The following is a 24,906-nucleotide window of genomic DNA, read 5'->3' as shown; positions in this document are numbered from 1 at the left end:
CTTCAGACTCCCCGAGGTAGGCCGAGGTAGCGGCCAGAAATCATGTTAAGTTGAACTTCTGCGGCGCCCGCAGCAACACCCGATGTAATCGCGCAACCGAAAAATGCCCGAAACATGCCATCACCCGGATCGGTGAGCAAATCGGGCAGCTGCGAAGATATGAAATTGATGACGCTATGGTCTGCCATGACCATCGCGTAGCGTGCAATGAATGTGTCGGCTCCTGCGTCACGCCCTTTTGCTCGGCCATCGATGACAAGATAGGTCAGCATTCGTGCGGATTCGCATGCGGCCAAGGCACGCGCTGCCTCGCCTTTGACGGCCCCGTGAAATTGTCCACGCTCCTTCAGGTAACCGACCGCTCGGTTGAGGGCACGACGCGAATATTCATAACGCGCGGCACCAACACGCTCGTTATGAATGATCGCCGTAACAATCTCCCAGCCTTTACCTTCGCCACCAAGCCGCGCGCTATCGGGCAGATCCACATCTGTCAGGAAAACTTCGTTGAGGTCGTCCTCCATGTGGATCCCATGGATCGAACGAACTTCTACACCTGCTGTATCAAGCGGCAGCAGAAAGCAGGTTACAGCACCCTTCGAGTTGCCCGCATCGTCGATTTTGGCAAGCATGAAGCAAATGTCAGCATGCTTGGCATAAGACGTCCAGACTTTTGAGCCATTCAATCGATAGCCGGTTTCAGTCCGAACTGCCCGAGTGCTCATCGCAGCTAAATCGGTGCCTGCTGACGGTTCCGAAAACCCTTGGCACCATAATACTTCGCCGCGCGACAAAGTCAGCAGATGTTCCAACTTCTGCTCTTCCGTACCGAACTCCATAATGGCAGGGCCTGCCCAATTTGTCCCCATATAGAGTGAACTGCGGGGCTCGCCGGCGCTCCACATTTCTTCACTCGTAATGATATGCTCCCATGGTTCGGCATCGCGACCACCGTAGCGCTCTGGCCAATGCGGAACGACGAGCCCTTCTGCCGCGAGTTTCAGATTAAAGCCGCGCGCAAATTCCATGAGTTTAGGATGACATGGGCCATCAAAGGCATAATTTTCCCACCAATCCGAAGGCAACTCTCGATCAAGAATGTCAACCAACTGTTGCCGGTAAACGGTTTGCGATTCTGTCCAGCCGAAGTCCATACTAATCCCCTCGTGTCGCTACTTGCGCGATATTTCAACCAGGCTTCGGGCTCACCGTCGGCCTGTGGTCAAGCTCTATGCAATTGCTATCCGCACGCCCTAATGCTTTTGTATAGCACAGGCAGGAATGACAAACGCGTCAGAATTTTTCTGATAGGACGATATCGTAGAACATTCAAGACTACTTGATAAAACTTGCTTGGGATCAATTTTTTATAGACCGTTGGCCAGTCACAATATTATAAATGGCCACCCGATGCCGCAGTCCAATAAAAAATAACAATACAATATGCGAAAAGCGCGCTATCACGCGGTATCGGCGGTTCACCAGCGTTAGGCCAGATGGTAACACTGATGGGGGGAGTAAAAAATTGCCAACGTCATTTGCAGAAAAGAAGTTACCTTCGGCAACGCGGGAAAAAATCTTCCTCGAAATATTACGCGATCTTGAAACTCAAAACATGGTTCCGGGGCAACGGATTGCAGAAAGCGATCTCATGAAGCGATTCGGAGTTGGTCGCAATGCGGTTCGCGAAGGCATCCAATTACTAAGCGAACGCGGCGTGATAGAATTGACACCAAACAAGTCAGCGGTCATTCGTCGATTTACCCGAGAGGAAGCAGATGGCGTGATGGACTTGTGCTCCGTCCTTAATGGGCTGCTAACAAGAACGGCCGCAAAAAATTACAAGCCCAAAAATGCGGTAATACTAGACAAGGTACTTGCTGAACTGGAATCCGCTGAACTGCGCGGAGAACTAGAATTTGCACGGGCGAGACGTCACTTTTCTATTGCATTGCTCGACATATGTCAAAATGCAGAGCTACAAAGAATTTTTCCGATGGCAGGAATCGCGATCTTTAGCGCACAATTTCGTTCGCCAGACATCCATAGAATACAAGTTGGCGTTTGCAAACGCATCCACGCTGCCGTCAAAGCAAATGACACGGTTGCAGCCGCAAAAGCCGGTAAATCACTAATTGAAGATCAGCGCAAAATCATTGCTCGTTTTTTCGAAATGTAGGCGTTGTAAGCCGCAGGTTAACTCAGGAATTAGAACGAGATAAAAAAGCCTGTCATTTTTTTAAGCCGTCAACGACCAATGACCCAAAGCTGAAGGGCACCCCGCCCGCAGGTGTCGGCGGCCGTTCGTTTATCTCCCAAGCACTATAGCCGGTTTCGGACAGGCCATCGACCCGCAAATCGCCACCGCCTACATTTATTTCGCTGCCATGATGCTGGATCAGGTTGATGTTATCAATTTTGGCGCGAAACACATATTCGCGATCGGGGAATTTCATACGAACCACGCCAGCGCGATATGTGACGCTATCGAAGTCCACTTCGACTGTGACGTTTATATCGCTGGTGTGACGCACTTCGCCACGATCAACAACAAACCCCGACTTTATTACCATTCCGTCAGCACGAATCGCTACATAGGCAGAGAAGTTCAGACGATCTCCCACTGACCCCGTCACCCATCGCGATCCGTTCCCTCGTAGTGCCTTATAATCGCGATTTCCCCAAGAATGGCCCCGCTGAGAAAAGGCATCCACATCAAAAAGCTTATCACCTAGTCGCATTGTTCCGCGGACCACGCCTGGAGTTTGTATGTTATAGCTCGACGTTTGGGAGCCCACATGATTTTCTGGATTCGGAAAAACGGTTAGCCAGCGAAGGGACTTGGTTTGCGGGATGAACTCCAGATCAAGGGCAAATCCCTCATCCTTTCCCGATAAGTAAACGCGACCGTCGGTACCTGGTGTGAATATGTATTCTCCTGCGCTAAAGCGGCCCGATGCACGAGCATCTCGGTTCAAGTCATGATCGTCCTTTGCTCGACGGAATGCGAGGCCATCTGCATAACCAAGCGCAAATATATTAGACTTGCCCAGATTAACTTGTTCACCGGTATGGACAACACCGCCCAGCCCCTTTCCATTGCCAAAGTAAATCCAGTAACTCTCCTGCCAGATGCTGTCAGGGCCAGCCGGATGGGTGGTCTCATCTGAAGGTCCAAAGGGAGAGTTTGGAGATTTTAGGACCGTATTTGCGGCGACGTCAGCCGCGACTGCAGGCGCACCTGCGACAGCAGCGATCGTTGCGATGGCAGCTCTTCTTGTCAGACCATCCGCTTTGGTGATGTCTTTGCCTGCCTCTGGCAGATTACCGCTTTTTTTGTCGTCCATCTTATCTCTCCTGAATTCAAATTCTGCTTCACATATCTGGCTATGTTTAATCCGATTACGATTCGCGAATTTTTCACTTTTCAAGCACAGAGTATCTTTTTGAACGACATTCTCAACAGCTTTATCTTCTCATACCACTTTCGTGTTGAATAATAATGTTCTACGATATGTATCAATGGGGAGTTGGGTTTAGCTTTCTTGTGGCAGGATAACGATAGCAATTACCAAAAGGAAACAATTTGGAGCGAGGGCTTACAAGGGTATAACAAGTTATCGGTCCGATCCGGCAAAACTGGTTCAGTTAAGTATGTCTAAGGCAATATAAATCCATCATTTCTAGTAGGTTCTGGTAGAAATTGAGTCCCACCGAGCGAGTTTGAGTTACCAAAGATTGCAAATGCCCAAAGGCCAATCGGAAGATGGGCTTATTGTTAGGAGAACAACAATGAACATCCATCAAAAGTCGATTATCTTGGCTGCAGGGGACGCCGTCCGTCCGGACTATATTCCTGCTTCCAATTACATATCGAAGGAATTTGCCGCAAAGGAAGCTCAGTATCTTTGGCCACGGACATGGCAAATGGCCTGTCGTGAAGAAGAAATACCTACAGTTGGGAGCTTTTTTACCTACGACATTCTCGATGATTCCATCACCGTAGTCCGCACCGCACCCGATGAAATTCGTGCGTATCATAACAGCTGCCCACATCGTGGTCGCCGCCTGACCGAAGGCTGCGGAAAGTCCGCTCGGCTGCACTGTCGGTTTCATGGATGGCAGTGGTCATTAGACGGCCAAAACCTGAAAGTCGTTGATCGCGACGATTGGGGCGATGCTCTGGCTCCCGAAGATACTAACCTCTCTACCGTCAAGGTAGGGCGTTGGGGTGGCTGGATTTATATCAACATGGATCCCAATTGCGAAAGCTTGGAAGATGCCTTGTCGCCTGCAAAAGCGATCCTCGATCCATTTGCAATGGAAGGAATGCGCTATCACTGGCGCAAGTCAACGATCTTGCCCTGCAACTGGAAAGTAGCGCTCGAAGCTTTCAGCGAAGGCTATCATGTGCAGACCACACATCCGCAGATGTTGCAATTTTTCGATGACGTAACGACTAGCTATGCACATGGACGGCACGGCATGTTCGGGTATTGGGATTCTGCGCCAACGGGGCTCCGCTCGCCTCGGCTCGGCGGTCCGCGCGAAGGCGAAGACAATCGTATTGGTATGCTGGCCTATATGGAGGAAACGATCGTTACTCTGAATGCGGTCATGGCTGAACCAGGCCTTGCAGCTGCTAAACGCTTGGTCGACGAGGTGCCGGCAGGCACCGATCCATGGGTTGTCCTCGGAAAATTTAATGAACTCATGCAGGAAGTTCTGATTGACCGCGGCATTAACTGTCCGCCGATCAGCAATGAGCAGGCTATTGCCGCTGGCACCGATTGGCACCTTTTTCCCAATCAGGTCATCTTGCAATCCCCAATTGGTGTGCTTGGTTACCGTGCCCGTCCAAACGGGGATGATCCCAATTCTTGTCTTTGGGATGTCTACTCGCTTATGCGCTACCCCGAAGCTGAAGTGCCAGAGAGCAAATGGGAATGGAATGATGACCTCACCGATCTGAAATTCTGGGGTAAAATCCTTGTTCAGGACTATCAAAACATGGGAGATGTCCAGCAAGGCATGAAATCGCGCGGCTTCAAAGGTTGCAGGCCAAATCCGAAGCAGGAAGTCTCAGTTTCGAACTTTCATCGGGCGTTGTGCGAGTTTATCCACGATGGAGAAACGGCCTGATGCCCTAACACTGGCCGCGGATAAGCAGTTTTGGCCGAGAATTAGGTTTAGTTAAAGAAAAGGCATTTGATATGAACGGGACAATGCCAACAACAATAGAAACCCTTTTTGGCTTATCAGGAAGAACTGCTATCGTAACCGGCGCTGCTGGCGGTATCGGTTGGAATATTGCCAGACTGTTTGCAAATGCTGGCGCAACAGTAATCGCTGCGGACCGAGATGAAGATAGCTTACGCAGGGTTCTGGACGCGGTGCCTGCCGACAATATATCGACCGTAACGTATGATCAATCTGATCCAGATTCAATCGGCACGATGATGGCAAAGGTTATGGCAGCGCATGGCCGGATAGATGTCCTCGTCAATTGCGCCGCCGCCTTTGGTATGCAAAATTTTGACGATTTGAACCCCGAAGAATGGGACAGGATTCAGGCCGTGAATCTGAAAGGCGTCGCCTTTTGTTGCAAAGAGGCGCTAGCGTACATGGTACGTTGCAAGGCCGGGGTTATCATCAACATATCTTCAATTGCGGCAACGCGCTTCGTTTTGTACGACAATATTGCTTACGCTACTTCGAAGGCAGGAAGCATCGCCTTGACGCAATCTTTGGCACGAGAGTACGCTGATCGCGGAATTCGCATCAACGGCGTGATACCCGGTGCCATTCGTAACGAAAATCCTGACCTACACCGTCAGTCCAATATGCAATTGCGTGGTCCGCTTCTCGAACCAAATTTCATCCCGATGGGAGATTTTGGCTATCCGCAAGATATCGCCGCCGCCTGCCTTTATCTCGCTGGGGACGCTGGCCGATATATAACAGGGCAGATGGTGACGGTTGATGGAGGAATTTCCGTCCGCTGATCACTACCTTCCTTGCTTAAGCTGCATTTTGAACCGACGCATTCCCCCAGGCAAGGCGCGATACATCGGCTGCCTGCACCCGATATCCGCCCAGTTCGCCCATCAACCAACGGAGGCGGAATGTCCAAAAATGCAATTTGTGCTCTAACGTCATGCCGAGCGCACCATTGAACTGGTGGGTATCATATATCAATTGGGTGATTGCGCGCTGTGCGTGTAGCGCGGCGAGCGCGGCGTCGATTTCAGTGCCGCTCCAAGCCGCCTTCATGCACAACCAGTATACTGCACGGCATTTTTCGGCGTCCGCAGACAGACGATGCTGCACCGCCTGAAACGTCGCCAGCGGTCGGCTGAACACTTGCCGTTGCTTGACATACTCGGTGGTAAATTCAGTCGCCGCCTGCATTGCAGAGCCGATTTCCAAGGCAAGCCCAAGCCGCCATAACCGCCGCAACTTGGCCGCCGACCCAGCGCCAAGACGCCTCGCATTGGTAAAATCCGGTAACTCAGCAAGCTTTCCCAGCGGGTAAGCGTAGTTGCTGATAATCGGCTGTACGGTCAGCGATGATGCAGGCAGGATAGCAACATCGTCACCCAGATCTACGATCAGCGTTTGGGCGCGATCCAAAAACCGCACGCCGCGGGTCAGGTCTTCAAGTCGCGCGACAGCGATCGGGCGCGGCAGAGCTTCACCAGTCATTAATGGACCGATCAGCGCCGATCCCGCGACTTCCATGACCAGCGGAGAAAACCCCGTTTCGTAAACAAGAAGCGCGGCTTCAAGCGCGGTAAAACTCTCCTCGAGCGCAATCTCAAAAAAGCCGCCCACGTCCAGTTCATGTTCCATTTGCGCAGCATAATGCCAAGCGCATGGTTCAACGACATTGTCCTTGCGGGGCAGTTCCTTGTAGTCATTAACTATGCGAGCAATCGCTTCATGCAATGCACGTTGCTCGTCGGTCAGATCAAGATCCATGTCAGGCTCCCCTTGGCAGCTGCAGATAGCGGCCTGAAATCATATTCAGTTGAACTTCCGCCGCACCCGCAGCAAGGCCCGCAGTGATAGCAGAGTTGAATTGTGCACGAAGATGGCCATCGCCGCCTTGGACCAGCAGGTCCGGCAAATATGTCGATGTGAGGTTCGCCACTGCATGGTCCGCCTGTATCATCGCATAACGCGCGATGTAGGTATTGGCACCGGGATCGCGATCCTTCACTCGGCCATCAATCACCTGATAGGTCAACAGACGCGCTGCCTCAACGGCCGCAAGTGCTATGGCGCAATCCGCCTGTACAACCGGATCGTCGAAATCCCCGCGCTGTTTAAGCAGCTCAACGATGTGGTGCAGGGCACGACCGGCCTTTTCATAACGAGCCGCTCCGATCCGCTCAAAGTGGATGACCGTCTGCACAATTGTCCAGCCATTTCCTTCCTCACCGAGCAGCGCCTCACCTGGCACACGCGCGTCAGTAAAAAATACTTCATGGAAGTCATACAGCGAATGGACACCCGCAATCGGACGGATTTCCATCCCGGGTGTGTCTGTAGGGATCAAAAAGCAGCTTACCCCGCCCTTGCCTTTTCCGCCAACCCGGGCCAGCAGAAACATCATGTCTGCACGGGCGGCATAGGATGTCCACACCTTCGAACCATTGACAACAAAACCACCTTCGCCATCAGGCTCTGCCCGCGTCTTCATATTGCCGAGATCAGTGCCCGCTTCCGGCTCGGAAAAGCCCTGACACCATAATACCCTGCCCTCTGCAATGCCGCGTAAATGCTTTTGCTTCTGTGCCTCCGTACCGAAGCGCATGATCGCTGGTCCCGCCCAGTTCGACCCCATATAGAGCGATGATCGAGGTTCCCCGCTGGACCACATTTCTTCACTAATTATGATCTGCTTCCAAGCGCTGGCGTCCTTCCCGCCATAGCTTTCGGGCCAATGGCGCACAACCAGATCACGCTCAGCAAGCTTGGCGTTAAATCCACGCGCGAAGGTCATTACTTTCGGGCTGGCAGGTCCTTCAGCAGCATATTCGTCCCACCAGTCAGCGGGTAGCTCGTCCAGCATTTCGCGCAACTCTTCGCGATATGCGATGTCGGTTTCATCCCAAGCAAAGTTCATCTGAACATCCTCCATCGTCTAAATTAGTTAGATTTGTCTATGAAACTCGTAAAGGCGGCAGTCAAATCCTCAGAATTCAAAGTTCGTTCCGGTACCTTGTTGCTGACCGCCGATCCACACTCGTCCTGACTAATAGGCTGCTGTAATTCAATTCTGCTTGCGGCCCGTATATCGGTTGCGAACATCATAGGTCAGCGCGTTAGTTACCGCCGGATCGCAAATACCTTCCCATGTCCAGCCACCGGCCATAAACTGATTACGGATGAGCTCAGGTTCCTGCACCAGCGCAATTTGTGAACCGCAGATATAAACTTCACGACCGTTGATATTTTCCGACAATGGCGAGCACAACCATGCCACCGCAGCTGCCACTGAATCCGGACCGAATGGCTCGTTGTGAACAGAAAGCCACTGGTTTGACAAATGCGGAATGCCAAGAGTTTGCGTCTGGTATTCGAGTGTCTCATAAACTTCGGGAATCGCCATGGTCGACGGGCTCGACATGGGTCGCACGGCATTGCAGCGAATACCGAATTCAGCCAACTCTCGGGCGAGCGAACGGGTCATCCCGACTACCCCTTCCTTGGCTGCACTGTAATTGGCCATTCCAAGATGCCCAAAACCTGAGGGTGAACTAAAACTGATGATCGCACCGCCCTGCTTCTTCAAATGTTCAGCGCCAGCCCTGATGACAGCAAAATATCCCTTTAGATTGACGTTGAGAACCTCGTCGAAATCATATTCGCTCATTTCAGTGATCCGGCGCGGACGAATAATACCCGCATTATTGATCAAGAAATCAACCCTGCCAAAATTGTCCATCGCGCAATCAATGACGGCTTGGCCACCTGCCATAGTCGTCACGCTCGAAGTCTCGCCAACTGCGATTCCACCCGCAGCCAGAATTTCGTCCACAACGGCTTTCGCAAGAGTAGGGTCTGCGCCGCCGCCTTGAGGTCCACCACCCAGCTCATTGACGACAACTTTGGCACCTTGTGAGGCCAGAAGATGGGCAGTCGCCCTTCCAATCCCACGTCCAGCACCGGTGATAACGGCGACTTTGCCTTCAAAATAGCTCATGATCTATAATCCTCTCCAAAAATGAACTTGCATACTCGCAAACAAATTGCGGCCTAACCCAATTGGTCGTCTCATCCCTTTGGAAGTCCCAGTATCCGCTCAGAGATAATGTTGCGCATTATTTCATTTGAACCGCCTGCAATGGTCCAGCCATAGCTTTTTAGGAAATCATTGAACCGCAGTCGGCTGCTGTGAGCAGTGCCTGGGATGCCCGGCTGCCACTTCTGCGTATCGAGACCTTCAGCACGCAGCAGGAATTCGGTATATCGTTGCAGAAACGGTCCATAGGTCAACTTTATATAGGTTGGCAGGGTGGGCGAGGCCTTGTCGGGATTCGCCTCCAATTCCATCAATAATTTGCGGATCATTAAGCGAATAGTCTGTAACTCGCCGCAGAGCGCGGCATATTCGCGGCGAAACTGAACATCACGCATCCAGGTATCGCGAGCATCCTGCCCATCAAGCTGGAAAGAACGGGCAAGCCGCTCGACCTCGCCGAAGATCAACAATCCGCGCTCGGTAGATAGCGTCGATTGCGCGATATTCCAGCCATCGCCCTCGGCACCAATCCTATTCTCAACAGGAATTCTGACATCGTCCATGAACATTTCGGCGAAGTGAGCTTCGCCGTTGATCTGACGGATTGGCCGCACCTCAAGGCCCTTTGTTTTCATGTCCATGATAAAATAGGAAATGCCATCATGCTTACGCTTGCCGTTTGGATCGGTGCGCGCAAGCAGCAGGCAATAGTCCGAATTCATCGCCCCCGACGACCAGATTTTCTGGCCGTTGATGACATAATGATCCCCCTCTAGCCGAGCGCTGGTCCGCAAGCTCGCAAGATCAGAACCTGCTCCGGGTTCAGAAAAGCCTTGGCACCAAATGTCAGTGCCATGGGTGATACCACCAATATATTTTTCAATCTGCTCTTTGGTGCCATGTTCAAACAAAGTAGCAGGAGCATGAAACAGCGACATGCTAAACATTTCAAGTTCAGGCGCATCGGCTAGGGCGAGTTCTTCATAAACTACGATCTGGTAAGCGAATGGCAATCCTGGTCCGCCCCATTCCTTCGGCCAGTGAGGGGTGGCCAAACCTACTTCGCGGCGAGATATAAGCCATTTGATTATTTCGGCCTTCAGATCCGGACCGCGAAGATGCTGCCATCTTGCGCGCCAGTTTTCTGGAATTTTCTCAACCAACCATTCGCGCATTTCGTTCCGAAATGCGAGTTCATCACCAACTTTACCGAGAATATCATAAGACCGGCTCATCGCGAAGTCTCCAACCTATCGCTAATGGTTGCCATCAGTAATGCTTTCTTGACTTGAGAGTAGTTTAATCAAGCTAGATTTTTTGATCTTACCCGATCCGGTTTGCGGCATTTCTGCATCTGAAAGTGCCAGAATGCGTTTGGGAACCTTGAACGACGAAAGCTTCCGCTTCAATTCCGCCGTCACTGCCGCCGCATCCAGTTCTCTACCTGGCGCCATCAGTACCGCAGCCGTAAGGACTGTTTCTCCGTTTTCCTCAATGCCAACTACGCCGACCTTTTCAATACCCATCACCCCCAGCATTGCCAACTCGACTTCCATCGGCGCAACATTGGCGCCATGGATCTTGATCATTTCGCCCATTCGGCTCTCAAACTTCATATAGCCTTGTTCGTCGAGCATGCAGAGATCACCGGTGGCATAAAAACCATCGGCATCGAACACATCCCCTCGTTCCATCCCATTGATGCCGAGCATCATCGTGTAGCCCTTGACCATCAACTCTCCGAGTTGCCAGGGCGGCAAAATTTCACGTGTCTTGGGGTCCACAATCCGCAATTCGATACCTGGAATCGCCCTACCCTGCCAACTTGGTCGTTCATCGGGTAGCAATTCGTCCCACCGCACCGAAGTATGCGCACCCAGCGTTTCGGTCATTCCAAAAGAGCGCGCAATGCGAGCCACGGGCGGGTGCCGGGGTGGACCATAACGTTGCTCCACGCCGTCGCTCAGAAAGCGACCGTTACGGGCAAAGCCTGCCTTGTCCATGTTGAGCCGAACGACGTCGATCCCTGCCGCCTTGAACTCCGAAGAATCCCGCAGCACGTCGAACCATCCTGAATCCCCGGCAAGCCCGACACCGCCTTCTACTTCGATCAATTCCAGAACCCGTTTTGCCGAACCGTCGGTCGTTGTGATGACGCAGGCCCCAGCCTGTAAAGCGTAAGACAAAGTCGCGACCAGCCCTGCTACCCAGAACATTGCCCGATTAGAGATGACCCGATCGCCTTTTTGAAAGGGATAAAAATCATACGACATATGATAACTGTGACGAACAAATGCGCCCTGGCTGTGGATAATGCCCTTGGGATTTGCGGTGCTGCCCGAAGTATAGATAATCAACCAAGGATCGGACGGCGTCACCTGTGCTTCTATGCTGCGCAGCATTTCATCGTCAAACGCTTCATCACCGGTTGAAAGCGCGTCGGTCGACCGAGACCATGGTCGGTTATTATCGCCCAACACCCAGATCTTTCGCAGACGGGGAGCCGTATGCAGGCGGAACGGCGGCAACGCCCCAGCCAGACCCGGCAACGCCTCCTCGATCCGGGTCAAATAATCATGATTCATAAAGCTATCTGCAGTAATCAGATAATCAGCTTCGGAGTTCTCCAGCACCCACTGCAATTCGGGAGCCTGGTAGAGCGTGCTTAATGGCAGCGCGATGGCACCAATTCGGCCAATAGCAAAAAGATAGACCACATATTCGGGCCGGGGTGGCAGCAGGAGAGCGATCCGCGACCCTTTACCTGCCCCCGCGGCGAGTAAGGCTTTCGCAACAGTAGCCGAGCGCGTCTCAAGCTGGCGAAATGTTAAACGATCACCATCGCGTGCTACGGCTTCAGCGTCGCCATATTTTTCGGCTATCGCCCGAATCATGCCGACGACGGTCGGATTATAGTCTGGTAAGCGCATAAATCCTCCGACTAAAGAATTCCTGGCGTGGTCATATTGCCCGAACAAATACGCAAATCATACAACCGCCGCAGACTCAATCCTTGATCAAACCAGCCTTCTTGTTAGCGTCTTTCCAGAAATCGCCACCGACGATGCTATCGACTTCGATCACTGCAATTTCGGAAACCCGCACTAGCATCATATAAATGCCTATGACCTGAATAAGCTCAATGATCTGCCGCGCATTATAAAATTCGGCAACTGCATTATAGGCAAAGTCGTCGACTCTTACAGTTTTGACCGTTTGACGGGTGAAGCACAGCAGCGCTTGTTCCCGCTTGCTAAATATCGGATCGTTGAAGCGGTGATCGGCAATCGCTTCGACCTTTTCAGATGCGATACCCATCATTCGCGACACTTCCATATGCTGCGCGATTTCATACTCACCGTGCTCGAGGAACAGCACCGCCAGTACGCAGATCTGTCGCTCAAGCGGTGGTACGGTGATGTCATTTACCATTCCCTTGATCGTAAGACTAAGGCCCGCACCAATTGCGGGGCTATGCGCCAGCACCCGCGACATGTTGCCGCGACCGCCGGGCCGTGTCTCATGCTCTTCGCGCTGTTCGGGGGTCATATCTTCGAAAGCGAGCGGGACAATACGAACCATATCTATCAATCCTTTTTCTGGTTGCTGGCCCTATGGTGCAGACAAGTGCCTTCGGGCGCAACAATCAATTAACTTAGATAGACAATATTTGAAAAAACTGTTCTTGAATTTCCTTGCGTGCGGACGCAACAAATAATGGCATAGCTGGATGGCCACAACCGGCAGCTATGCCATTAAACTACCCAACGAAACGCATACGCTGGCACGAAAGGACACTGAGCCTGCGTAATACAAACGCTGCCCCAAACCTTACCGTAAACCCAAAATCAGCCGGAAATCCGCCAATAGAACCAGCGCCTTTGCTACCGCTGTTATCCTTACAGCTCACTTAACCCAAATTTCCAATATTGTATGCGGCTTAGGTTGAGATAACCCTTCAGCTAACTGTTTCGGCGTCGTGGGCCGCCATCAGCTGCATCACAGTTTCCATACCATGAGCTCGTTCACTGGAATTGCTGAGATCTGAAAGCTCCGGCCAGATGGCTGCTATGTCACCATCCCCAATAGGTTGGCCAGCGCTTTGCACTACAGTCGCGCGATACACCTGCCCACCGCCTGCAACAAGCAGTTCGCCACTAATTGTGCAGGCTTCGCTTGAAAGCCAGCTTACAGCCTTCGCGACATGATCGGGATCAAGCAGCTCCGCATATTTCTTATCGAGATGCTGCTCTGCCATCCGGCTCCATGCCATGGGAGAGATCAGGTTAGCCTTCACCCCAAACGGCGCAGCCTCGCCAGCCAACGCTCGGAACAGGCCTATCAAGGCCGCCTTTGCAGACGCATATGCCGCAGTGCCAGGCGATGCGAAATAGCCTGCTGAGGAAGTTGTTCCGACAATCCTGCCATAACCGGCATCATACATGCTTTGCAGAGCAGCCTGAATGGGATAAAGCGAGCCATAAAAGCTAACGTCGAAAACCTCTGCGAAAGCCTCTTTCGTGGTGTCTTGCAGAAGCTCGCCGCCACTGACACCCGCATTGCAAATCAGCACGTCGAGGCGACCAAAGTTGGCATAAGCAGTGTCAACCATCGCCTTAGCCTGATCCTCAAACTGCACCGAATGGTTATCTATGATTGCTTGACCGCCGCTAGCGACTATTTCATCAACCACAGCCTGGGCCGAGTTTGGCCTACCTGCTTCAAACCGATTATTAACAACAACGCTAGCCCCTTGTTGTGCCAAACTGAGTGCGTATGCCCGCCCCAGTCCAGCACCCGCACCCGTAACCAGCGCTACGCGACCAGAAAACACCTGTTCCGAATTTGCCATGACTTTTGCCTCAAACTGATGGATGTTAATGGGTTATGTTCTCAAATATTGTGGAACGATTTTTGAACCTGAAGTATCGCATAAGAACGATTGTTGTTTTGGTCTACCCCTAAACAATCATCCATTCCGTTGACTGCAGCTTTGGGCAAATTTCAGATAGCATTGCTTTTGCCTGATGCCCTTCAGGAGGAGGCGCGTTTCATTGGAAGTAATAAGTTAGCCGATGCCGAAATTCGCTCTGAACGTGCGAGGCAAGCAAATACCCGAATTTATCTTGACGTTTAGGAGTTCGTTCCACAATATTGTGTATCAATAATTTATTGTATAGTGTTAGAAAGCGAAAACGACGGGAAGTCCGCTTTACTCTCAGGAGATATAGTTATGACATATGCAAATGGCCGCATCTGCCACGATGCCGACGCGCATGTATTCGAAGACCCGGAATTCTATCTTCCTTACGCAGATTCTGTCACGCGCTCGAAGATGTCAGAGTCATGTCTTGTTGGCCTCACTCGTGCTCAGTTCAATGAAGCATTGGAAGCACAGCGGGAAGCAGGCTTTGTTGAACAGGCCGATGCTGAAGTTATGACGCGCAAATTGTGGCAGGCGATGGGTGCCTATCGCAAGCAAGACCGCCCCCGCGCGCTTGATTTGATGGGCTTTTCAAGCCAGATGGTTTTTGATTCTTTTATGCGATTTACACTGCGCGAAGCGGAGGAATCCGCAGACAAGGATCTGGATTTTATCTACAATCTGGCCCGCGCGCACAATCGCGCCATGGTCGACTTCTGTTCGGTTGACCCCCGATTGATGGCGGTCGGTTATGTCCCGATGATCGACATAAGCCGATCCATTGCGCTGGCCCGCGAAGCTATCGAGATGGGTTGCGCGGCCTTGCAAACAACTGCGGGATGCAATGGCACTGAGTCTCCATCACACATCGGGTACGATCCGATGTGGGATGATTTAGCGCAATCAGGTGTACCCTTGGTCTATCATCTAGGAGCCGGCAGGCTTCCTTCCGAGGTTTACACGAATAACGGCTTGCCCAAAGAACCAGCATTTCATGGCGGCGACGGTCGATTGCAGGCACATGATTATGTTGCAACCCCTCATCCAGTAATCGAGACGATCACGCCGCTGATTGTAGATGGCGTGCTGATGCGGCATCCTGAATTGCGGCTCGGGCTGGTCGAATTCGGTGGTTGCTGGCTGCCCGGCTGGCTTAGATTTCTAGACTCCGCGATGAACGCTTTTCGCAGGACGGAAACCCGCCTGCAAAAGCTAGACCTCAAGCTTAGCGAATATGTAACACGGCAGGTGCGTTGCACGATCTTTCCGCATGAAGATCTTGGCTGGTCGATTGCGCAGTCATCGCCTGACATTTTTATGTTTTCTTCCGATTTCCCTCATATGGAAGGCGGGCGCGATCCGATCGCCAAGTTCGAAGCGAGTATGGATGCTGCAGGGATTGCCGCGCCTGCGCGCGAACGTTTTTACCGCAGCAATTTTGAAGATTTCGTCGGCGGCAATGTCCCAGTCAAAGCCTAAGTAAAGGACACCTGCTGGCGATGATTTTATCTAGCAGCCTTTTCCAGCGCCGCGCGAAAACGGATCATGAACTGCTCGGGGTCGCGTGCAAAGTTTTGCAGAGATTTGGCAATTTCGGGATGAGTAAGGATCAGAAAATGCTCTTGCTCCACACCGTCAATCATCATTTGTGCGGCGTGTTCCGGTTCAAGTACGGTGCCCCAAAACTGTTTTTGCGTATTTTCTCCGGGAACGTCCTGCATCATCTGGGTTACGATTGGCCCCGGACAAGTACACGAAACCTTGATCCCGCGTCCGCTATATTCAAGAAAAAGCGACTGCGCGAAGGCCAACGCTGCATGTTTGGTGGCAGCATAAGCCGAAGTGGTTGCGCTTGCAGTCAGCGCGATCGCCGAAGCTGTCGAAACGATCGTCCCTCCACCGCTAGCAAGCATATGGGGAATGGCATATTTCGCGGCATGAACATGCGCCATGAAGTTAATACGCCACATTCGGTCCCACAGCTCGGGGGCCGAATTGAGATCGCAGAGCGGTGCTATGCCAGCGTTCGAAAACATTATATCAATGCCCCCAAAACGTTCAACCGTTCGGTCAATCAAAGCGCTGATCGCATCCTCGCTGCCAACATCACAGGTGAAGCTCTCACCGCCAATCTGTTGCGCAACAAGAGCAGCCACAGTGCCGTCGACATCGGCCACCATGACCTGAGCGCCTCTGGCTGCAAACTCAATGCACAAGGCTTTACCAATACCATTGGCACCTCCTGTAACAATTACCGATTTTCCCGCCAAAGTCATCAAAGCTCCCCCATTTACTTTATGCCACAATTTCGGTCAAAACTTTACGACTAGCGTCAAGATAATGACCAACAAGCAACCTATCTATACATCTTAATCCTATCTAAATTTTATTTAATCCTATCTAAATTTTATAAAAATCATTGGGAAGAAAAACATGACACTGAACGTAGACTCGATTCCTGAGAACGTACCGCCGGAACTGGTGGTGGATTTCGATTTCTATACAATCGACGAACTCGGAAAAGAGGATATCCAACTGGCTTGGTCCACTTTGCATGACGGACCCGACATTGTTTGGTCGCCACATCATGGCGGCCATTGGATCGCTACACGTGGTGAAGATATTGAAGCGATGCAACTCGATTATGAGCATTTTAGCCATCGGCAATTTACCGTGCCACGCAACGATATTGATCAACACGCCCTGCCCCTGGGCCTTGATCCACCCGCACATACGCCGTTCCGAAAGTCGATTATGCCGACTTTCATGCCGCAAAGCATCAAGAAACTGGAAGCCGTTGCCCGCGATACGGCACGCCAGCTAATTTCCGAAATCGCACCGCGAGGAAAGTGTGAATTTATCGGCGATTTCGCTAAAGTTCTGCCAATCAATGTATTCCTTGGCATGGTTAACTTGCCGTTTGAGCACAGCAAATTCCTGCTGCCGTGGGCGGAGGTGATGGTCCGGACATCCGATGCAGCAGCGCGCAACGAAGTGTATGTCAACATGCAAAACTATCTGACGCCTTATATCGACGAACGCATGGCGAACCCCGGCGACGATGTTATAAGCATGGTCATAACCAGCGACATTAATGGACGTCCGCCTTCACGCGAAGAGGTGTTTGGCATGTCCACCCTCTTGCTTTTTGGCGGGCTCGACACGGTCGCCTCGCAGTTGGGTTTCATCGCCCATTTTCTGGCGCGTAATCCCGGCCATCGCCGCGAACTGATTGAGCAGCCAAACCTGCGTGCTCGCGCCACCGAAGAGTTTTTACGGCGCTTCAGCCTGCCCAACACTGCAAGAGTGCTCACTGGGGATTATAGATACAAGGATATCCAGTTCCTTAAGGATGACCTGATCCTCATGCCCAAATGCCTACACGCGATGGATGACCGCAAAAACGCGAACCCCGCGATTGTTGACTTCCACCGCAAGCCGTCTGAGGTAAAGCATGTAGCCTTTGGTGGCGGCCCGCATATTTGCCCCGGCGCCGTGCTCGCTCGCCGCGAAATCATGATATTCATGGATGAGTGGTTAGCGGTCATTCCTGATTTTGAGCTTGATCCAGATAAGTCGACTGTGATGAAATCAGGACCAGTCAACGGCGTTCTGGAATTGCACCTAAAGTGGAGCGTTTAACTTGGCGCCTCGATTGCGTTAAGTGCGATCGTTTCAGATTAGAATAATCATCTCGATATTAGGACAGGAATAAAAACATGATCGTATTGCCAAAGCTTGAGGATTTATCCGATCCGACTTTTGATCCGTTTGAGATGGAAAAGCTGTCTACAGGAGATTGCCCGGACCCCTATCCGCGCATTCACGAGTTGATGGAACAAGGCAGCGTAGTTGAAGGTAGCTATCGTGACCAGTTCACCGAAATCCGTGACGTACAGACCGGCGATCTCGCGCAGGTGATGGTGCTTGGATATGATGCGGTGATGCATGTTTTGACGCATCCCGAGATCTTTACCAATCGCGAAGCCTTCCTGCCTAGCCTTGGCGTGTCTTTCGGCGAATCCATCTCAGTGATGGATGCCCCGGATCACACGCGGTATCGACGGATTTTCCAGAAAGCATTTCTGCCGCAAGTCGTAGCAAAGTGGGGCGAAACCATCGTCGATCCTGTCGTCAACGCGCTGATCGATAAATTCATCGATACCGGCAAAGCCGACCTCGTGCATCAGTTCACCCATCATTATCCGTTCCAGGTGATCTATGCGCAGATTGAGATGGAGCCAGAACAGGGGCCTGTTTTTCACAAGCTTGCAATTGCCCAGTTGCTGTCGCTGATTGGTGCACCGCAGGGCCAGGAAGCCACCCAAAAACTCGGCACATTTTTTGGCGAACTGCTCAGAATCCGACGCGAGAATCCTGGCACTGACCTTGTCAGCGACTTGGCACGAGCGGAGGTTGATGGAGACTATTTGCCGGATGAAGTGCTCATTTCCTTCCTGCGCCAGTTGATCAACGCCGGCGGCGACACAACGTTCCGGGGAACAAGCGCATTGCTAACCGCATTGCTTACACACCCCGATCAACTCGACGCCGTGCGTGCCGACCGCAGCCTGATTTCACAGGCGATTGACGAAGCATTGCGATGGGAAGTGCCTCCGACATCGACATTTCGTTATGTTATCCAGGATACAGAAATTGACGGCGTAAAGATTCCGAAGGGCACTTTTATCAATCTCGTGCTGGCTTCAGCGAACCGCGACCCGCGCAAATTTTCCAACCCCGACAAATTCGACATATTCCGCGAACGCAAACACCGTCACGTTGCTTTCGCAAGCGGGCCCCATTTGTGCATCGGTCAGCATCTTGCAAAAATGGAGATGACGCGCGCTCTGAATCAGTTGTTTGATAGACTGCCCAACCTCCGTCTGGATCCGGATATGCCGCCACCACAGTTGATCGGACATATCCTGCGGTCGCCCGAACATATCTGGGTGAAATTTGATACGTAGAATTTGGATACGGGTAGGATGCTGACATGAAGCAGTGGATGTGTATGGACTGCGGCTGGGTCTATGATCAGGCGCTCGGCGATCCGACAGGCGAGATTGCTCCTGGAACGGCATGGGAGGACGTGCCTGATGATTGGAAATGCCCCGATTGCGGATCACTGAAAGCCGAATTCGAGATGGTAGAGATATGACAACTGCACCCGCATTTTAGAACTTATCGGTCCAGACAATCCTCGATTAGTGAGAAAGCTGAAATTAATGACCTTGAAGACAGATATCCGATCCAGATCCAAAGGCGATAATCTCAGAATCGCCTATCGACACCCGCAGCCTGCAGGGATGGCGCCAGACTTTCTAGTGCCTGGTGCTCTCAATCTCGATTGCGATGAAAAGCTATGGGTTCCGCAAGCAGACGGCGTCTCTTTCCGTCCGCTTAATTTCAATCTTTCAGGTGGCGGCTTCGTCAATTTGTTGCGGGTGCGACGCAGTGGAGTGATTTCACGGCACCGTCATGGCGGAGCGGTTCATGCTTTCACTTTGCGCGGACAGTGGCATTATCTAGAGCATAGCTGGATGGCTACAACCGGCAGCTATGCCTTTGAACCACCAGGCGAAACGCATACGCTAGTCGTACCAGAAGGCGTAGATGAAATGATCACTCTGTTTCATGTTACCGGGAACTATATCTATGTCGATCCCGATGGTCAGGCGTTGGGATATGAGGATGTTTACACCAAGCTCGACGCAGCCCGCGCGCACTACACAGAAATCGGTTTGGGCGCGAGTTTTGTGGACAGCATGATCCGTTGATATAGATTTGTTGAGAAATAACGGGCCGGAAGGCCCGAACATATGGGTCAGTGCCAGTTGAATGGCCAGCGGCCGTGAACATGGGAGGAATGATATGACTAAATGGGATGAAAGCGCAGATTTTGTCATTGTGGGTAGCGGCGGAGGTTCAATGATTGCGGCATTGGCAGTTGCGGACTCCGGAAAAAAGCCCCTTATTCTTGAAAAGACCGACAAGGTGGGTGGGTCTACAGCAATGTCGGGCGGCGTGTTCTGGATCCCAAATCATCCTTTGCAGGCGCGGGACGGCATAATTGACAGCGCGGAAATGGGGCGAACATATCTTGATGAAGCGGTCGGCGATCTTGGCCCCGCAACGTCGCGTGCGCGCAAGGATATGTTCCTCAAACAGGGCCCCGAAATGGTACACTTTCTTGAAGCTAAGGGCATGCCGTTTGTGCGCTGTGACGGCTGGTCCGACTATCATGATGACCTGCCCGGCGGGGTATCCGAGAGCCGGTCCTTAGCGGTTGAGCCATTCAATGCAAAAGAGCTACCCGAACCTTGGCGGGCCAAGCTGCGGCGCGGCCTTTCCGATATTCCACTCAGAGGTTTTGAAGGCCGAGACTTGATGCTCATTAAGCGGACTTGGGCCGGTAAGTTGGCTGCTTTCAAGTTGGCGATGCGCATTATAAAAACAAAAATTCTGAGCCAGGATCTAGTCGGATCAGGCACTGCTATTCAAGGCCGTATGCTGCAGATGGCGCTGCGCCAGAATATAGATATACGCGCCGATTCTGGAGTAACCGAACTGGTTGAAGAAAATGGTCGAATTACGGGCGTGATAACGCAAAAGAATGGCAAGCCATGGCGCGTGCAAGCGCTTGACGGCGTGCTGATCAACGCCGGCGGATTCTCCCACAACGAAGCCATGCGCAAAGAATATGGCCCACAACCATCGTCTGTAGCATGGACAAATGCCAACCCGGGCGACACAGGCGAAATGATCAATATAGCTAAGGCGCATGGCGCGGCGATTGATTTGATGGACGGTGCTGTCTGGATATTGACATCCACGCCGCCCTCTGGGGATCGCTTCATGCATGTGTTCGACCTGCCGAAGCCGCATTGCATCCTAGTAAACCAAAAGGGTCAGCGGTACACCAACGAAGCGCAAAGCTATATGTCCAATGGTCAAGCGGTTTATGCTGGCGGTGATGTACCTGTATGGGCGATAATCGAATCACGGCACCGTGATCGCTATCCGTGGAGCTTCGCCGCTGGAAAAACCCCACAAGCGTGGTTTGACAGTGGTTACATGAAAAAGGCAGACACGATTGAAGGGCTTGCCGCCCAAATCAATGTTCCCGCCGACAATTTGAAAAAGACGATTGAACGCTTCAACGGCTTCGCCCGAAACGGCAAGGATGAGGATTTCGGTCGCGGGTCCAAGGCCTATGACTTGATTTACTCTGACCCGACCCATGGCCCAAATCCTGGTCTTGGGGCAATTGAGAAACCACCTTATTATGCGGTGGCCATTTATCCAGGCGATGTGGGCACTTTTGGCGGTATCTTGACGGACGAATTTGCACGCGTGATCAAGAAAGACGGCAGCATCCTGCAAGGGCTTTACGCAACGGGCAACTCGACTGCTTCCGTGATGGGCAAAACCTATCCCGGTGCGGGTGCCAGCATTTCACCGGCATTCATCTTCGGTTGGGTAGCAGCACGTCACGCGATTGGCCAAGCGCCTAATTAAACAAGAGCAAGGGAATTATATAATGGAACCCAGTTTGGAAACCATGGTTCGTGAATTGTACGACAGGCAGAAAATTCGTGAGGTCGTGACCAATTATTGTCGCGGTGTAGACCGAATGGACCGCGATTTGCTTATGTCCTGCTACCACCCCGATGCGATTGACGATCACGGCTTCTTCGTTGACGGTCGGGAAGATTTTTGGGACTGGGTCCAACATTATCATTGCAATGCGCAATCCGGTCATCAGCATATCATCACTAACCATAGTTGCGACCTTGACGGCGACATCGCCCATACCGAAACCTACTGGATTTTCGCAGGCATGGACGCAAAGGACTATTCTTTTTCCTTTGGTGGTGGTCGCTATATCGACCGGATGGAAAAGCGTGAAGGTGTCTGGCGGATAGCAGCACGAAAATGCGTATCCGAATGGGGCGGAATTCCGTCTGAATCCAAGGTCCCATCTGAATTTTATGCTATGCTCCGTGAAGGCGGGATCATTGCACGTGACCCTTCGGATGTATCCTATGAACGCCCGTTGACCGTTGATCCGAAGCGTATCGGCAGGAACATTAACATCCTGCCACCTGAATATGAACCGGGTTAGCTGAGGCGCCTTTCTTCAATGAAATGAAAAGACACTGCTGCCGCGAACTTCTTTCACGATTCTGGAGAGGCAATTAAAGAAAATGCCAGCGTCTTTGGCAGTCAGCGAATTGACAAATGAAACGACTCGTATCAATATTGATAAATTAACATGGTTGTTTTGCGGGCGACGACATGCAGTTGGCTGAAAAATGCCATAAAAGCTCGCACGGAGAGGCAAACAGAATGTCAACATTGCACACAGAAGTGCCAAAGCACGTACCAAGAGAACTGGTTGTAGATTTCGATTTTTTCGCGCTGGGTGACAGACCTGAGGGCATACAGTTGGCTTTTGCCGAACTCCACAAAGGTCCGGATATTGTTTGGACACCGCATCATGGTGGCCACTGGATTGCCACTCGCTTTGATGACATTGACGCCATTCAGCGTGACTCTGAGCATTTTAGCCACAAGAACTTCACCATACCGCGCCAAGAATATGACGCGACGTCAATTCCTCTGGGTCTTGACCCGCCGCACCACGCGCCATTTCGTAAATTGCTGATGAAGGCCTTCACACCCCAAGCGGTCAAAGTGTTGGGAGAAATCGCCAGAGAGACGGCGCATGATCTGGTGGCGCAACTCGCACCGCGCGGAAAGTGCGAATTTGTTCAGGATTTTGCCAAGGTCCTACCCATCCACGTTTTCCTGGGCATGGTAAACCTTCCCATTGAGGATAAACATTATCTCCTGCCACTAGCCGAAGTTTCGGTACGATCTTCAAATGTTCAAGAGCGGATAGAGGCGCAGGGCAAGATGCAGGCGTACCTTGGGAAATACATTGATGAAAGAATGGCTAACCCCGAAGACGATTTGCTCAGCATGATCGGTCAAGGAGATATCGACGGTCGTCCTATAACCCGCGATGAAACCATGCGTATGGCTTCGCTCGTCATGGGTGGCGGACTTGACACTGTTGCATCTTCGCTCGGGTTCATAGCGCATTTCCTCGCTACACATCCAGAGCATAGAGCTGATCTTGTGGCTAATCCCCAGTTGAACCCGGTCGCTTGCGAAGAGTTGCTCCGCAGATTTGGTCTTCCCAACACATCCCGCGCACTCACAATGGACTATGAATACAAAGGCGTTCAGTTCCGTAAGGATGACCTTATCTTGACCCCTAAATGCCTCGCGGGTCTTGATGATCGTGTGGTTGAAAATCCGGCCGAAGTCAATTTTCGGCGCAAGCCTTCCAGCATTAAGCATAGCGCCTTTGGCTCAGGCCCACATATCTGCCCAGGGGCGGTGCTCGCCCGGCGCGAGATCATGGTTTTTCTAGACGAGTGGTTGCCGGTAATTCCGAATTTTGAGCTCGATCCTGATGACAAGGTTATCATGGCGTCAGGATCGGTAAGCGGTGTCCTGCGGCTGCCTCTGCGTTGGTCGGTCTAAGCAACAATTAGAAGGAGACATTGCATGGCTAGAATCCCGCTCGTTGCACCAGAGGACTTATCGCCGGATCTCGCCGAGATCTATAGGACATCACCTGCTGGCAAACTTAACATCTTCCGCCTGCACGCTCATGCGCCAACAGTCTTTCCAGGCTATAGCGCTATGGCGCAAGCGATTTTTTCCAAACTGGACGTCCCACCGCTTGAGCGGGAACTGGTTGTACTTGTCATCGCTGTGTTGGAAGATTGCGAATATGAATGGGCGCAGCATGAACAGATCGCTTTATCGATGGGCATACCGCAAGTACAGATAGATGCAGTTCAAGCGGGCGCATTTGATAGCGATGTTTTCAATAGTCGCGAGAAGGCCTTGTTCGAATTCACCCAGCAGACCGTAAAGAATGTTAGGGTAAACGACGCTGCATATAATGCAGTCGCCGCCTTTTATTCAGATCGCCAGATCGTTGAATTACTCTTCACAATCGGTTCTTACATGATGCTGGCTCGTATCATGGAGGTTGCCCAGATTGAGCTCGATGCTGTGCATGGAGCAGAAATTGTTCAGCACGCCAATAAAATGGCGGCAGCAGGCGAGTAATTGCGCGCCACGCAATGAGCTATTTTTAGTACGCATGATTTCAGTGCTTTGAACCAAGAATGAGTAAGGAGAGAGAGATATGACTTTGGGACCCCGCCGTGTGGTAAATGGGCTTGATGCCAATGGACGCTCAGCCATCATTATCGACGATCGTCGCGAAATTGATTATCCAGGTGGGCAGTTTGTGTGGCGTTGCAAGACATCGCCTGCTGACAATAACAGCAATGAAGATGCCGGAGCTGGTCCGTTTGAAAATTCATGTATTCACGACCGCGACGGGAGTTCCTTCGCCGTATTCCACTTCAAGCCCGAAGATGGTTTGATGGGTCCGGGTATGCATACAACCGATACTATTGATTATATCGTTGTGCTAAAGGGACGGCTCGAATTCCATGCAGAGACCGGAATTGTCGAACTGGCGGCGGGCGACATTGTGGTGGATCGTGGCGTATCGCACGGTTGGCGAGCGATCGGCGACGAGCCGGCAATGACCGCTGTTGTCATGTTGCCAGCCCACCCGATAGGAAGCGGAGCTACAATTTAACGCGCTTTGAATGTTTTGCCTTCATACTCACGC

General features: G+C 51.8%; 23 protein-coding genes. 13 read left to right on the top strand and 10 right to left on the bottom strand.

Annotation, left to right across the window (positions count from 1 at the left end):
- Window positions 1-2: 2 nt before the first annotated feature.
- Window positions 3-1,154 (bottom strand): acyl-CoA dehydrogenase family protein, encoded by a 1,152-nt coding sequence (locus ACIQ2T_RS00830; protein WP_397589149.1) that lies wholly within the window; start codon window positions 1,152-1,154, stop codon window positions 3-5.
- A gap of 371 nt (window positions 1,155-1,525) precedes the next feature.
- On the opposite strand from ACIQ2T_RS00830, the gene ACIQ2T_RS00825 reads away from it, so the two are divergent.
- Window positions 1,526-2,179 (top strand): GntR family transcriptional regulator, encoded by a 654-nt coding sequence (locus ACIQ2T_RS00825; RefSeq protein ID WP_397589148.1) that lies wholly within the window; start codon window positions 1,526-1,528, stop codon window positions 2,177-2,179.
- 52 nt (window positions 2,180-2,231) lie between these two features.
- Here the strand turns inward: ACIQ2T_RS00825 and ACIQ2T_RS00820 are convergent, their stop codons facing one another.
- The gene (locus tag ACIQ2T_RS00820) at window positions 2,232-3,347 is read right to left on the bottom strand and encodes a hypothetical protein (protein WP_397589147.1); all 1,116 of its coding nucleotides are present in this window, start codon (window positions 3,345-3,347) and stop codon (window positions 2,232-2,234) included.
- A 445-nt stretch (window positions 3,348-3,792) separates the two neighbouring features.
- On the opposite strand from ACIQ2T_RS00820, the gene ACIQ2T_RS00815 reads away from it, so the two are divergent.
- Window positions 3,793-5,142, top strand: coding sequence for an SRPBCC family protein (locus ACIQ2T_RS00815; protein WP_397589146.1), 1,350 nt, complete (start codon window positions 3,793-3,795; stop codon window positions 5,140-5,142).
- A gap of 71 nt (window positions 5,143-5,213) precedes the next feature.
- Window positions 5,214-6,005 carry an SDR family NAD(P)-dependent oxidoreductase gene (locus ACIQ2T_RS00810; protein ID WP_397589145.1) on the top strand — a complete coding sequence of 264 codons (792 nt, stop codon included), beginning with the start codon at window positions 5,214-5,216 and terminating at the stop codon, window positions 6,003-6,005.
- 16 nt (window positions 6,006-6,021) lie between these two features.
- Here the strand turns inward: ACIQ2T_RS00810 and ACIQ2T_RS00805 are convergent, their stop codons facing one another.
- The 7 genes from ACIQ2T_RS00805 to ACIQ2T_RS00775 all read right to left on the bottom strand — a co-directional run bounded on the left by ACIQ2T_RS00805 (window position 6,022) and on the right by ACIQ2T_RS00775 (window position 14,102).
- Complete coding sequence (locus tag ACIQ2T_RS00805) at window positions 6,022-6,981, bottom strand: acyl-CoA dehydrogenase family protein (RefSeq protein ID WP_397589144.1); 960 nt, start codon at window positions 6,979-6,981, stop codon at window positions 6,022-6,024.
- A 1-nt stretch (window position 6,982) separates the two neighbouring features.
- Window positions 6,983-8,131, bottom strand: a complete 1,149-nt coding sequence (locus ACIQ2T_RS00800) for an acyl-CoA dehydrogenase family protein (RefSeq protein WP_397589143.1) — start codon at window positions 8,129-8,131, stop codon at window positions 6,983-6,985.
- Between the two features lie 147 nt (window positions 8,132-8,278).
- A complete protein-coding gene (locus tag ACIQ2T_RS00795) occupies window positions 8,279-9,211 on the bottom strand; it encodes an SDR family NAD(P)-dependent oxidoreductase (RefSeq protein ID WP_397589142.1) in 933 nt (310 codons plus the stop codon).
- Window positions 9,212-9,282: 71 nt separating this feature from the next.
- Window positions 9,283-10,485: an acyl-CoA dehydrogenase family protein gene (locus tag ACIQ2T_RS00790; RefSeq protein ID WP_397589141.1), complete on the bottom strand. Its 1,203-nt coding sequence runs from the start codon at window positions 10,483-10,485 to the stop codon at window positions 9,283-9,285.
- A gap of 21 nt (window positions 10,486-10,506) precedes the next feature.
- Complete coding sequence (locus ACIQ2T_RS00785) at window positions 10,507-12,180, bottom strand: AMP-binding protein (protein ID WP_397589140.1); 1,674 nt, start codon at window positions 12,178-12,180, stop codon at window positions 10,507-10,509.
- A 76-nt stretch (window positions 12,181-12,256) separates the two neighbouring features.
- Window positions 12,257-12,832 carry a carboxymuconolactone decarboxylase family protein gene (locus ACIQ2T_RS00780; protein ID WP_397589139.1) on the bottom strand — a complete coding sequence of 192 codons (576 nt, stop codon included), beginning with the start codon at window positions 12,830-12,832 and terminating at the stop codon, window positions 12,257-12,259.
- Window positions 12,833-13,208: 376 nt separating this feature from the next.
- The gene (locus ACIQ2T_RS00775) at window positions 13,209-14,102 is read right to left on the bottom strand and encodes an SDR family NAD(P)-dependent oxidoreductase (protein WP_397589138.1); all 894 of its coding nucleotides are present in this window, start codon (window positions 14,100-14,102) and stop codon (window positions 13,209-13,211) included.
- A gap of 381 nt (window positions 14,103-14,483) precedes the next feature.
- Here ACIQ2T_RS00775 and ACIQ2T_RS00770 point away from each other — a divergent pair, with 381 nt between their 5' ends.
- Window positions 14,484-15,653, top strand: coding sequence for an amidohydrolase family protein (locus tag ACIQ2T_RS00770; RefSeq protein WP_397589137.1), 1,170 nt, complete (start codon window positions 14,484-14,486; stop codon window positions 15,651-15,653).
- Between the two features lie 26 nt (window positions 15,654-15,679).
- On the opposite strand, the gene ACIQ2T_RS00765 is transcribed toward ACIQ2T_RS00770, so the two are convergent.
- Complete coding sequence (locus ACIQ2T_RS00765) at window positions 15,680-16,450, bottom strand: SDR family oxidoreductase (RefSeq protein WP_397589136.1); 771 nt, start codon at window positions 16,448-16,450, stop codon at window positions 15,680-15,682.
- Between the two features lie 157 nt (window positions 16,451-16,607).
- Between ACIQ2T_RS00765 and ACIQ2T_RS00760 the strand changes: the two genes are divergently transcribed.
- The 9 genes from ACIQ2T_RS00760 to ACIQ2T_RS00720 all read left to right on the top strand — a co-directional run bounded on the left by ACIQ2T_RS00760 (window position 16,608) and on the right by ACIQ2T_RS00720 (window position 24,873).
- Window positions 16,608-17,816, top strand: coding sequence for a cytochrome P450 (locus ACIQ2T_RS00760; RefSeq protein ID WP_397589135.1), 1,209 nt, complete (start codon window positions 16,608-16,610; stop codon window positions 17,814-17,816).
- 77 nt (window positions 17,817-17,893) lie between these two features.
- Window positions 17,894-19,144, top strand: coding sequence for a cytochrome P450 (locus ACIQ2T_RS00755; RefSeq protein ID WP_397589134.1), 1,251 nt, complete (start codon window positions 17,894-17,896; stop codon window positions 19,142-19,144).
- A gap of 26 nt (window positions 19,145-19,170) precedes the next feature.
- Complete coding sequence (locus ACIQ2T_RS00750) at window positions 19,171-19,335, top strand: rubredoxin (RefSeq protein ID WP_397589133.1); 165 nt, start codon at window positions 19,171-19,173, stop codon at window positions 19,333-19,335.
- 67 nt (window positions 19,336-19,402) lie between these two features.
- Window positions 19,403-19,954: a 2,4'-dihydroxyacetophenone dioxygenase family protein gene (locus ACIQ2T_RS00745; protein ID WP_397589132.1), complete on the top strand. Its 552-nt coding sequence runs from the start codon at window positions 19,403-19,405 to the stop codon at window positions 19,952-19,954.
- Window positions 19,955-20,048: 94 nt separating this feature from the next.
- The gene (locus ACIQ2T_RS00740) at window positions 20,049-21,695 is read left to right on the top strand and encodes an FAD-binding protein (RefSeq protein WP_397589131.1); all 1,647 of its coding nucleotides are present in this window, start codon (window positions 20,049-20,051) and stop codon (window positions 21,693-21,695) included.
- Between the two features lie 22 nt (window positions 21,696-21,717).
- The gene (locus ACIQ2T_RS00735) at window positions 21,718-22,302 is read left to right on the top strand and encodes a nuclear transport factor 2 family protein (protein ID WP_397589130.1); all 585 of its coding nucleotides are present in this window, start codon (window positions 21,718-21,720) and stop codon (window positions 22,300-22,302) included.
- A 224-nt stretch (window positions 22,303-22,526) separates the two neighbouring features.
- Window positions 22,527-23,732 (top strand): cytochrome P450, encoded by a 1,206-nt coding sequence (locus ACIQ2T_RS00730; RefSeq protein WP_397589129.1) that lies wholly within the window; start codon window positions 22,527-22,529, stop codon window positions 23,730-23,732.
- A 24-nt stretch (window positions 23,733-23,756) separates the two neighbouring features.
- Window positions 23,757-24,329, top strand: coding sequence for a carboxymuconolactone decarboxylase family protein (locus tag ACIQ2T_RS00725; protein ID WP_397589128.1), 573 nt, complete (start codon window positions 23,757-23,759; stop codon window positions 24,327-24,329).
- A gap of 79 nt (window positions 24,330-24,408) precedes the next feature.
- The gene (locus ACIQ2T_RS00720; RefSeq protein ID WP_397589127.1) at window positions 24,409-24,873 is read left to right on the top strand and encodes a cupin domain-containing protein; all 465 of its coding nucleotides are present in this window, start codon (window positions 24,409-24,411) and stop codon (window positions 24,871-24,873) included.
- Window positions 24,874-24,906: the final 33 nt, after the last annotated feature.

The organism is Sphingorhabdus sp. (assembly GCF_044357595.1).
In the GTDB taxonomy this organism is placed as follows: domain Bacteria; phylum Pseudomonadota; class Alphaproteobacteria; order Sphingomonadales; family Sphingomonadaceae; genus Sphingorhabdus_B.
Note: the sequence above shows the minus strand (reverse complement) of the source record. Positions and strands in the feature narration are given on the sequence as shown.

Excerpts from the sequence above, each read along its gene's own strand:
- ACIQ2T_RS00820 (WP_397589147.1), bottom strand. The coding sequence starts at position 3,347 with ATGGACGACAAAAAAAGCGGTAATCTGCCAGAGGCAGGCAAAGACATC.
- ACIQ2T_RS00755 (WP_397589134.1), top strand. The coding sequence starts at position 17,894 with ATGATCGTATTGCCAAAGCTTGAGGATTTATCCGATCCGACTTTTGAT.
- ACIQ2T_RS00770 (WP_397589137.1), top strand. The coding sequence starts at position 14,484 with ATGACATATGCAAATGGCCGCATCTGCCACGATGCCGACGCGCATGTA.
- ACIQ2T_RS00740 (WP_397589131.1), top strand. The coding sequence starts at position 20,049 with ATGACTAAATGGGATGAAAGCGCAGATTTTGTCATTGTGGGTAGCGGC.
- ACIQ2T_RS00805 (WP_397589144.1), bottom strand. The coding sequence starts at position 6,981 with ATGGATCTTGATCTGACCGACGAGCAACGTGCATTGCATGAAGCGATT.
- ACIQ2T_RS00725 (WP_397589128.1), top strand. The coding sequence starts at position 23,757 with ATGGCTAGAATCCCGCTCGTTGCACCAGAGGACTTATCGCCGGATCTC.
- ACIQ2T_RS00810 (WP_397589145.1), top strand. The coding sequence starts at position 5,214 with ATGAACGGGACAATGCCAACAACAATAGAAACCCTTTTTGGCTTATCA.
- ACIQ2T_RS00780 (WP_397589139.1), bottom strand. The coding sequence starts at position 12,832 with ATGGTTCGTATTGTCCCGCTCGCTTTCGAAGATATGACCCCCGAACAG.
- ACIQ2T_RS00730 (WP_397589129.1), top strand. The coding sequence starts at position 22,527 with ATGTCAACATTGCACACAGAAGTGCCAAAGCACGTACCAAGAGAACTG.
- ACIQ2T_RS00785 (WP_397589140.1), bottom strand. The coding sequence starts at position 12,180 with ATGCGCTTACCAGACTATAATCCGACCGTCGTCGGCATGATTCGGGCG.
- ACIQ2T_RS00760 (WP_397589135.1), top strand. The coding sequence starts at position 16,608 with ATGACACTGAACGTAGACTCGATTCCTGAGAACGTACCGCCGGAACTG.
- ACIQ2T_RS00830 (WP_397589149.1), bottom strand. The coding sequence starts at position 1,154 with ATGGACTTCGGCTGGACAGAATCGCAAACCGTTTACCGGCAACAGTTG.
- ACIQ2T_RS00775 (WP_397589138.1), bottom strand. The coding sequence starts at position 14,102 with ATGGCAAATTCGGAACAGGTGTTTTCTGGTCGCGTAGCGCTGGTTACG.
- ACIQ2T_RS00735 (WP_397589130.1), top strand. The coding sequence starts at position 21,718 with ATGGAACCCAGTTTGGAAACCATGGTTCGTGAATTGTACGACAGGCAG.
- ACIQ2T_RS00720 (WP_397589127.1), top strand. The coding sequence starts at position 24,409 with ATGACTTTGGGACCCCGCCGTGTGGTAAATGGGCTTGATGCCAATGGA.
- ACIQ2T_RS00745 (WP_397589132.1), top strand. The coding sequence starts at position 19,403 with ATGACCTTGAAGACAGATATCCGATCCAGATCCAAAGGCGATAATCTC.
- ACIQ2T_RS00795 (WP_397589142.1), bottom strand. The coding sequence starts at position 9,211 with ATGAGCTATTTTGAAGGCAAAGTCGCCGTTATCACCGGTGCTGGACGT.
- ACIQ2T_RS00800 (WP_397589143.1), bottom strand. The coding sequence starts at position 8,131 with ATGAACTTTGCTTGGGATGAAACCGACATCGCATATCGCGAAGAGTTG.
- ACIQ2T_RS00790 (WP_397589141.1), bottom strand. The coding sequence starts at position 10,485 with ATGAGCCGGTCTTATGATATTCTCGGTAAAGTTGGTGATGAACTCGCA.
- ACIQ2T_RS00750 (WP_397589133.1), top strand. The coding sequence starts at position 19,171 with ATGAAGCAGTGGATGTGTATGGACTGCGGCTGGGTCTATGATCAGGCG.
- ACIQ2T_RS00815 (WP_397589146.1), top strand. The coding sequence starts at position 3,793 with ATGAACATCCATCAAAAGTCGATTATCTTGGCTGCAGGGGACGCCGTC.
- ACIQ2T_RS00765 (WP_397589136.1), bottom strand. The coding sequence starts at position 16,450 with ATGACTTTGGCGGGAAAATCGGTAATTGTTACAGGAGGTGCCAATGGT.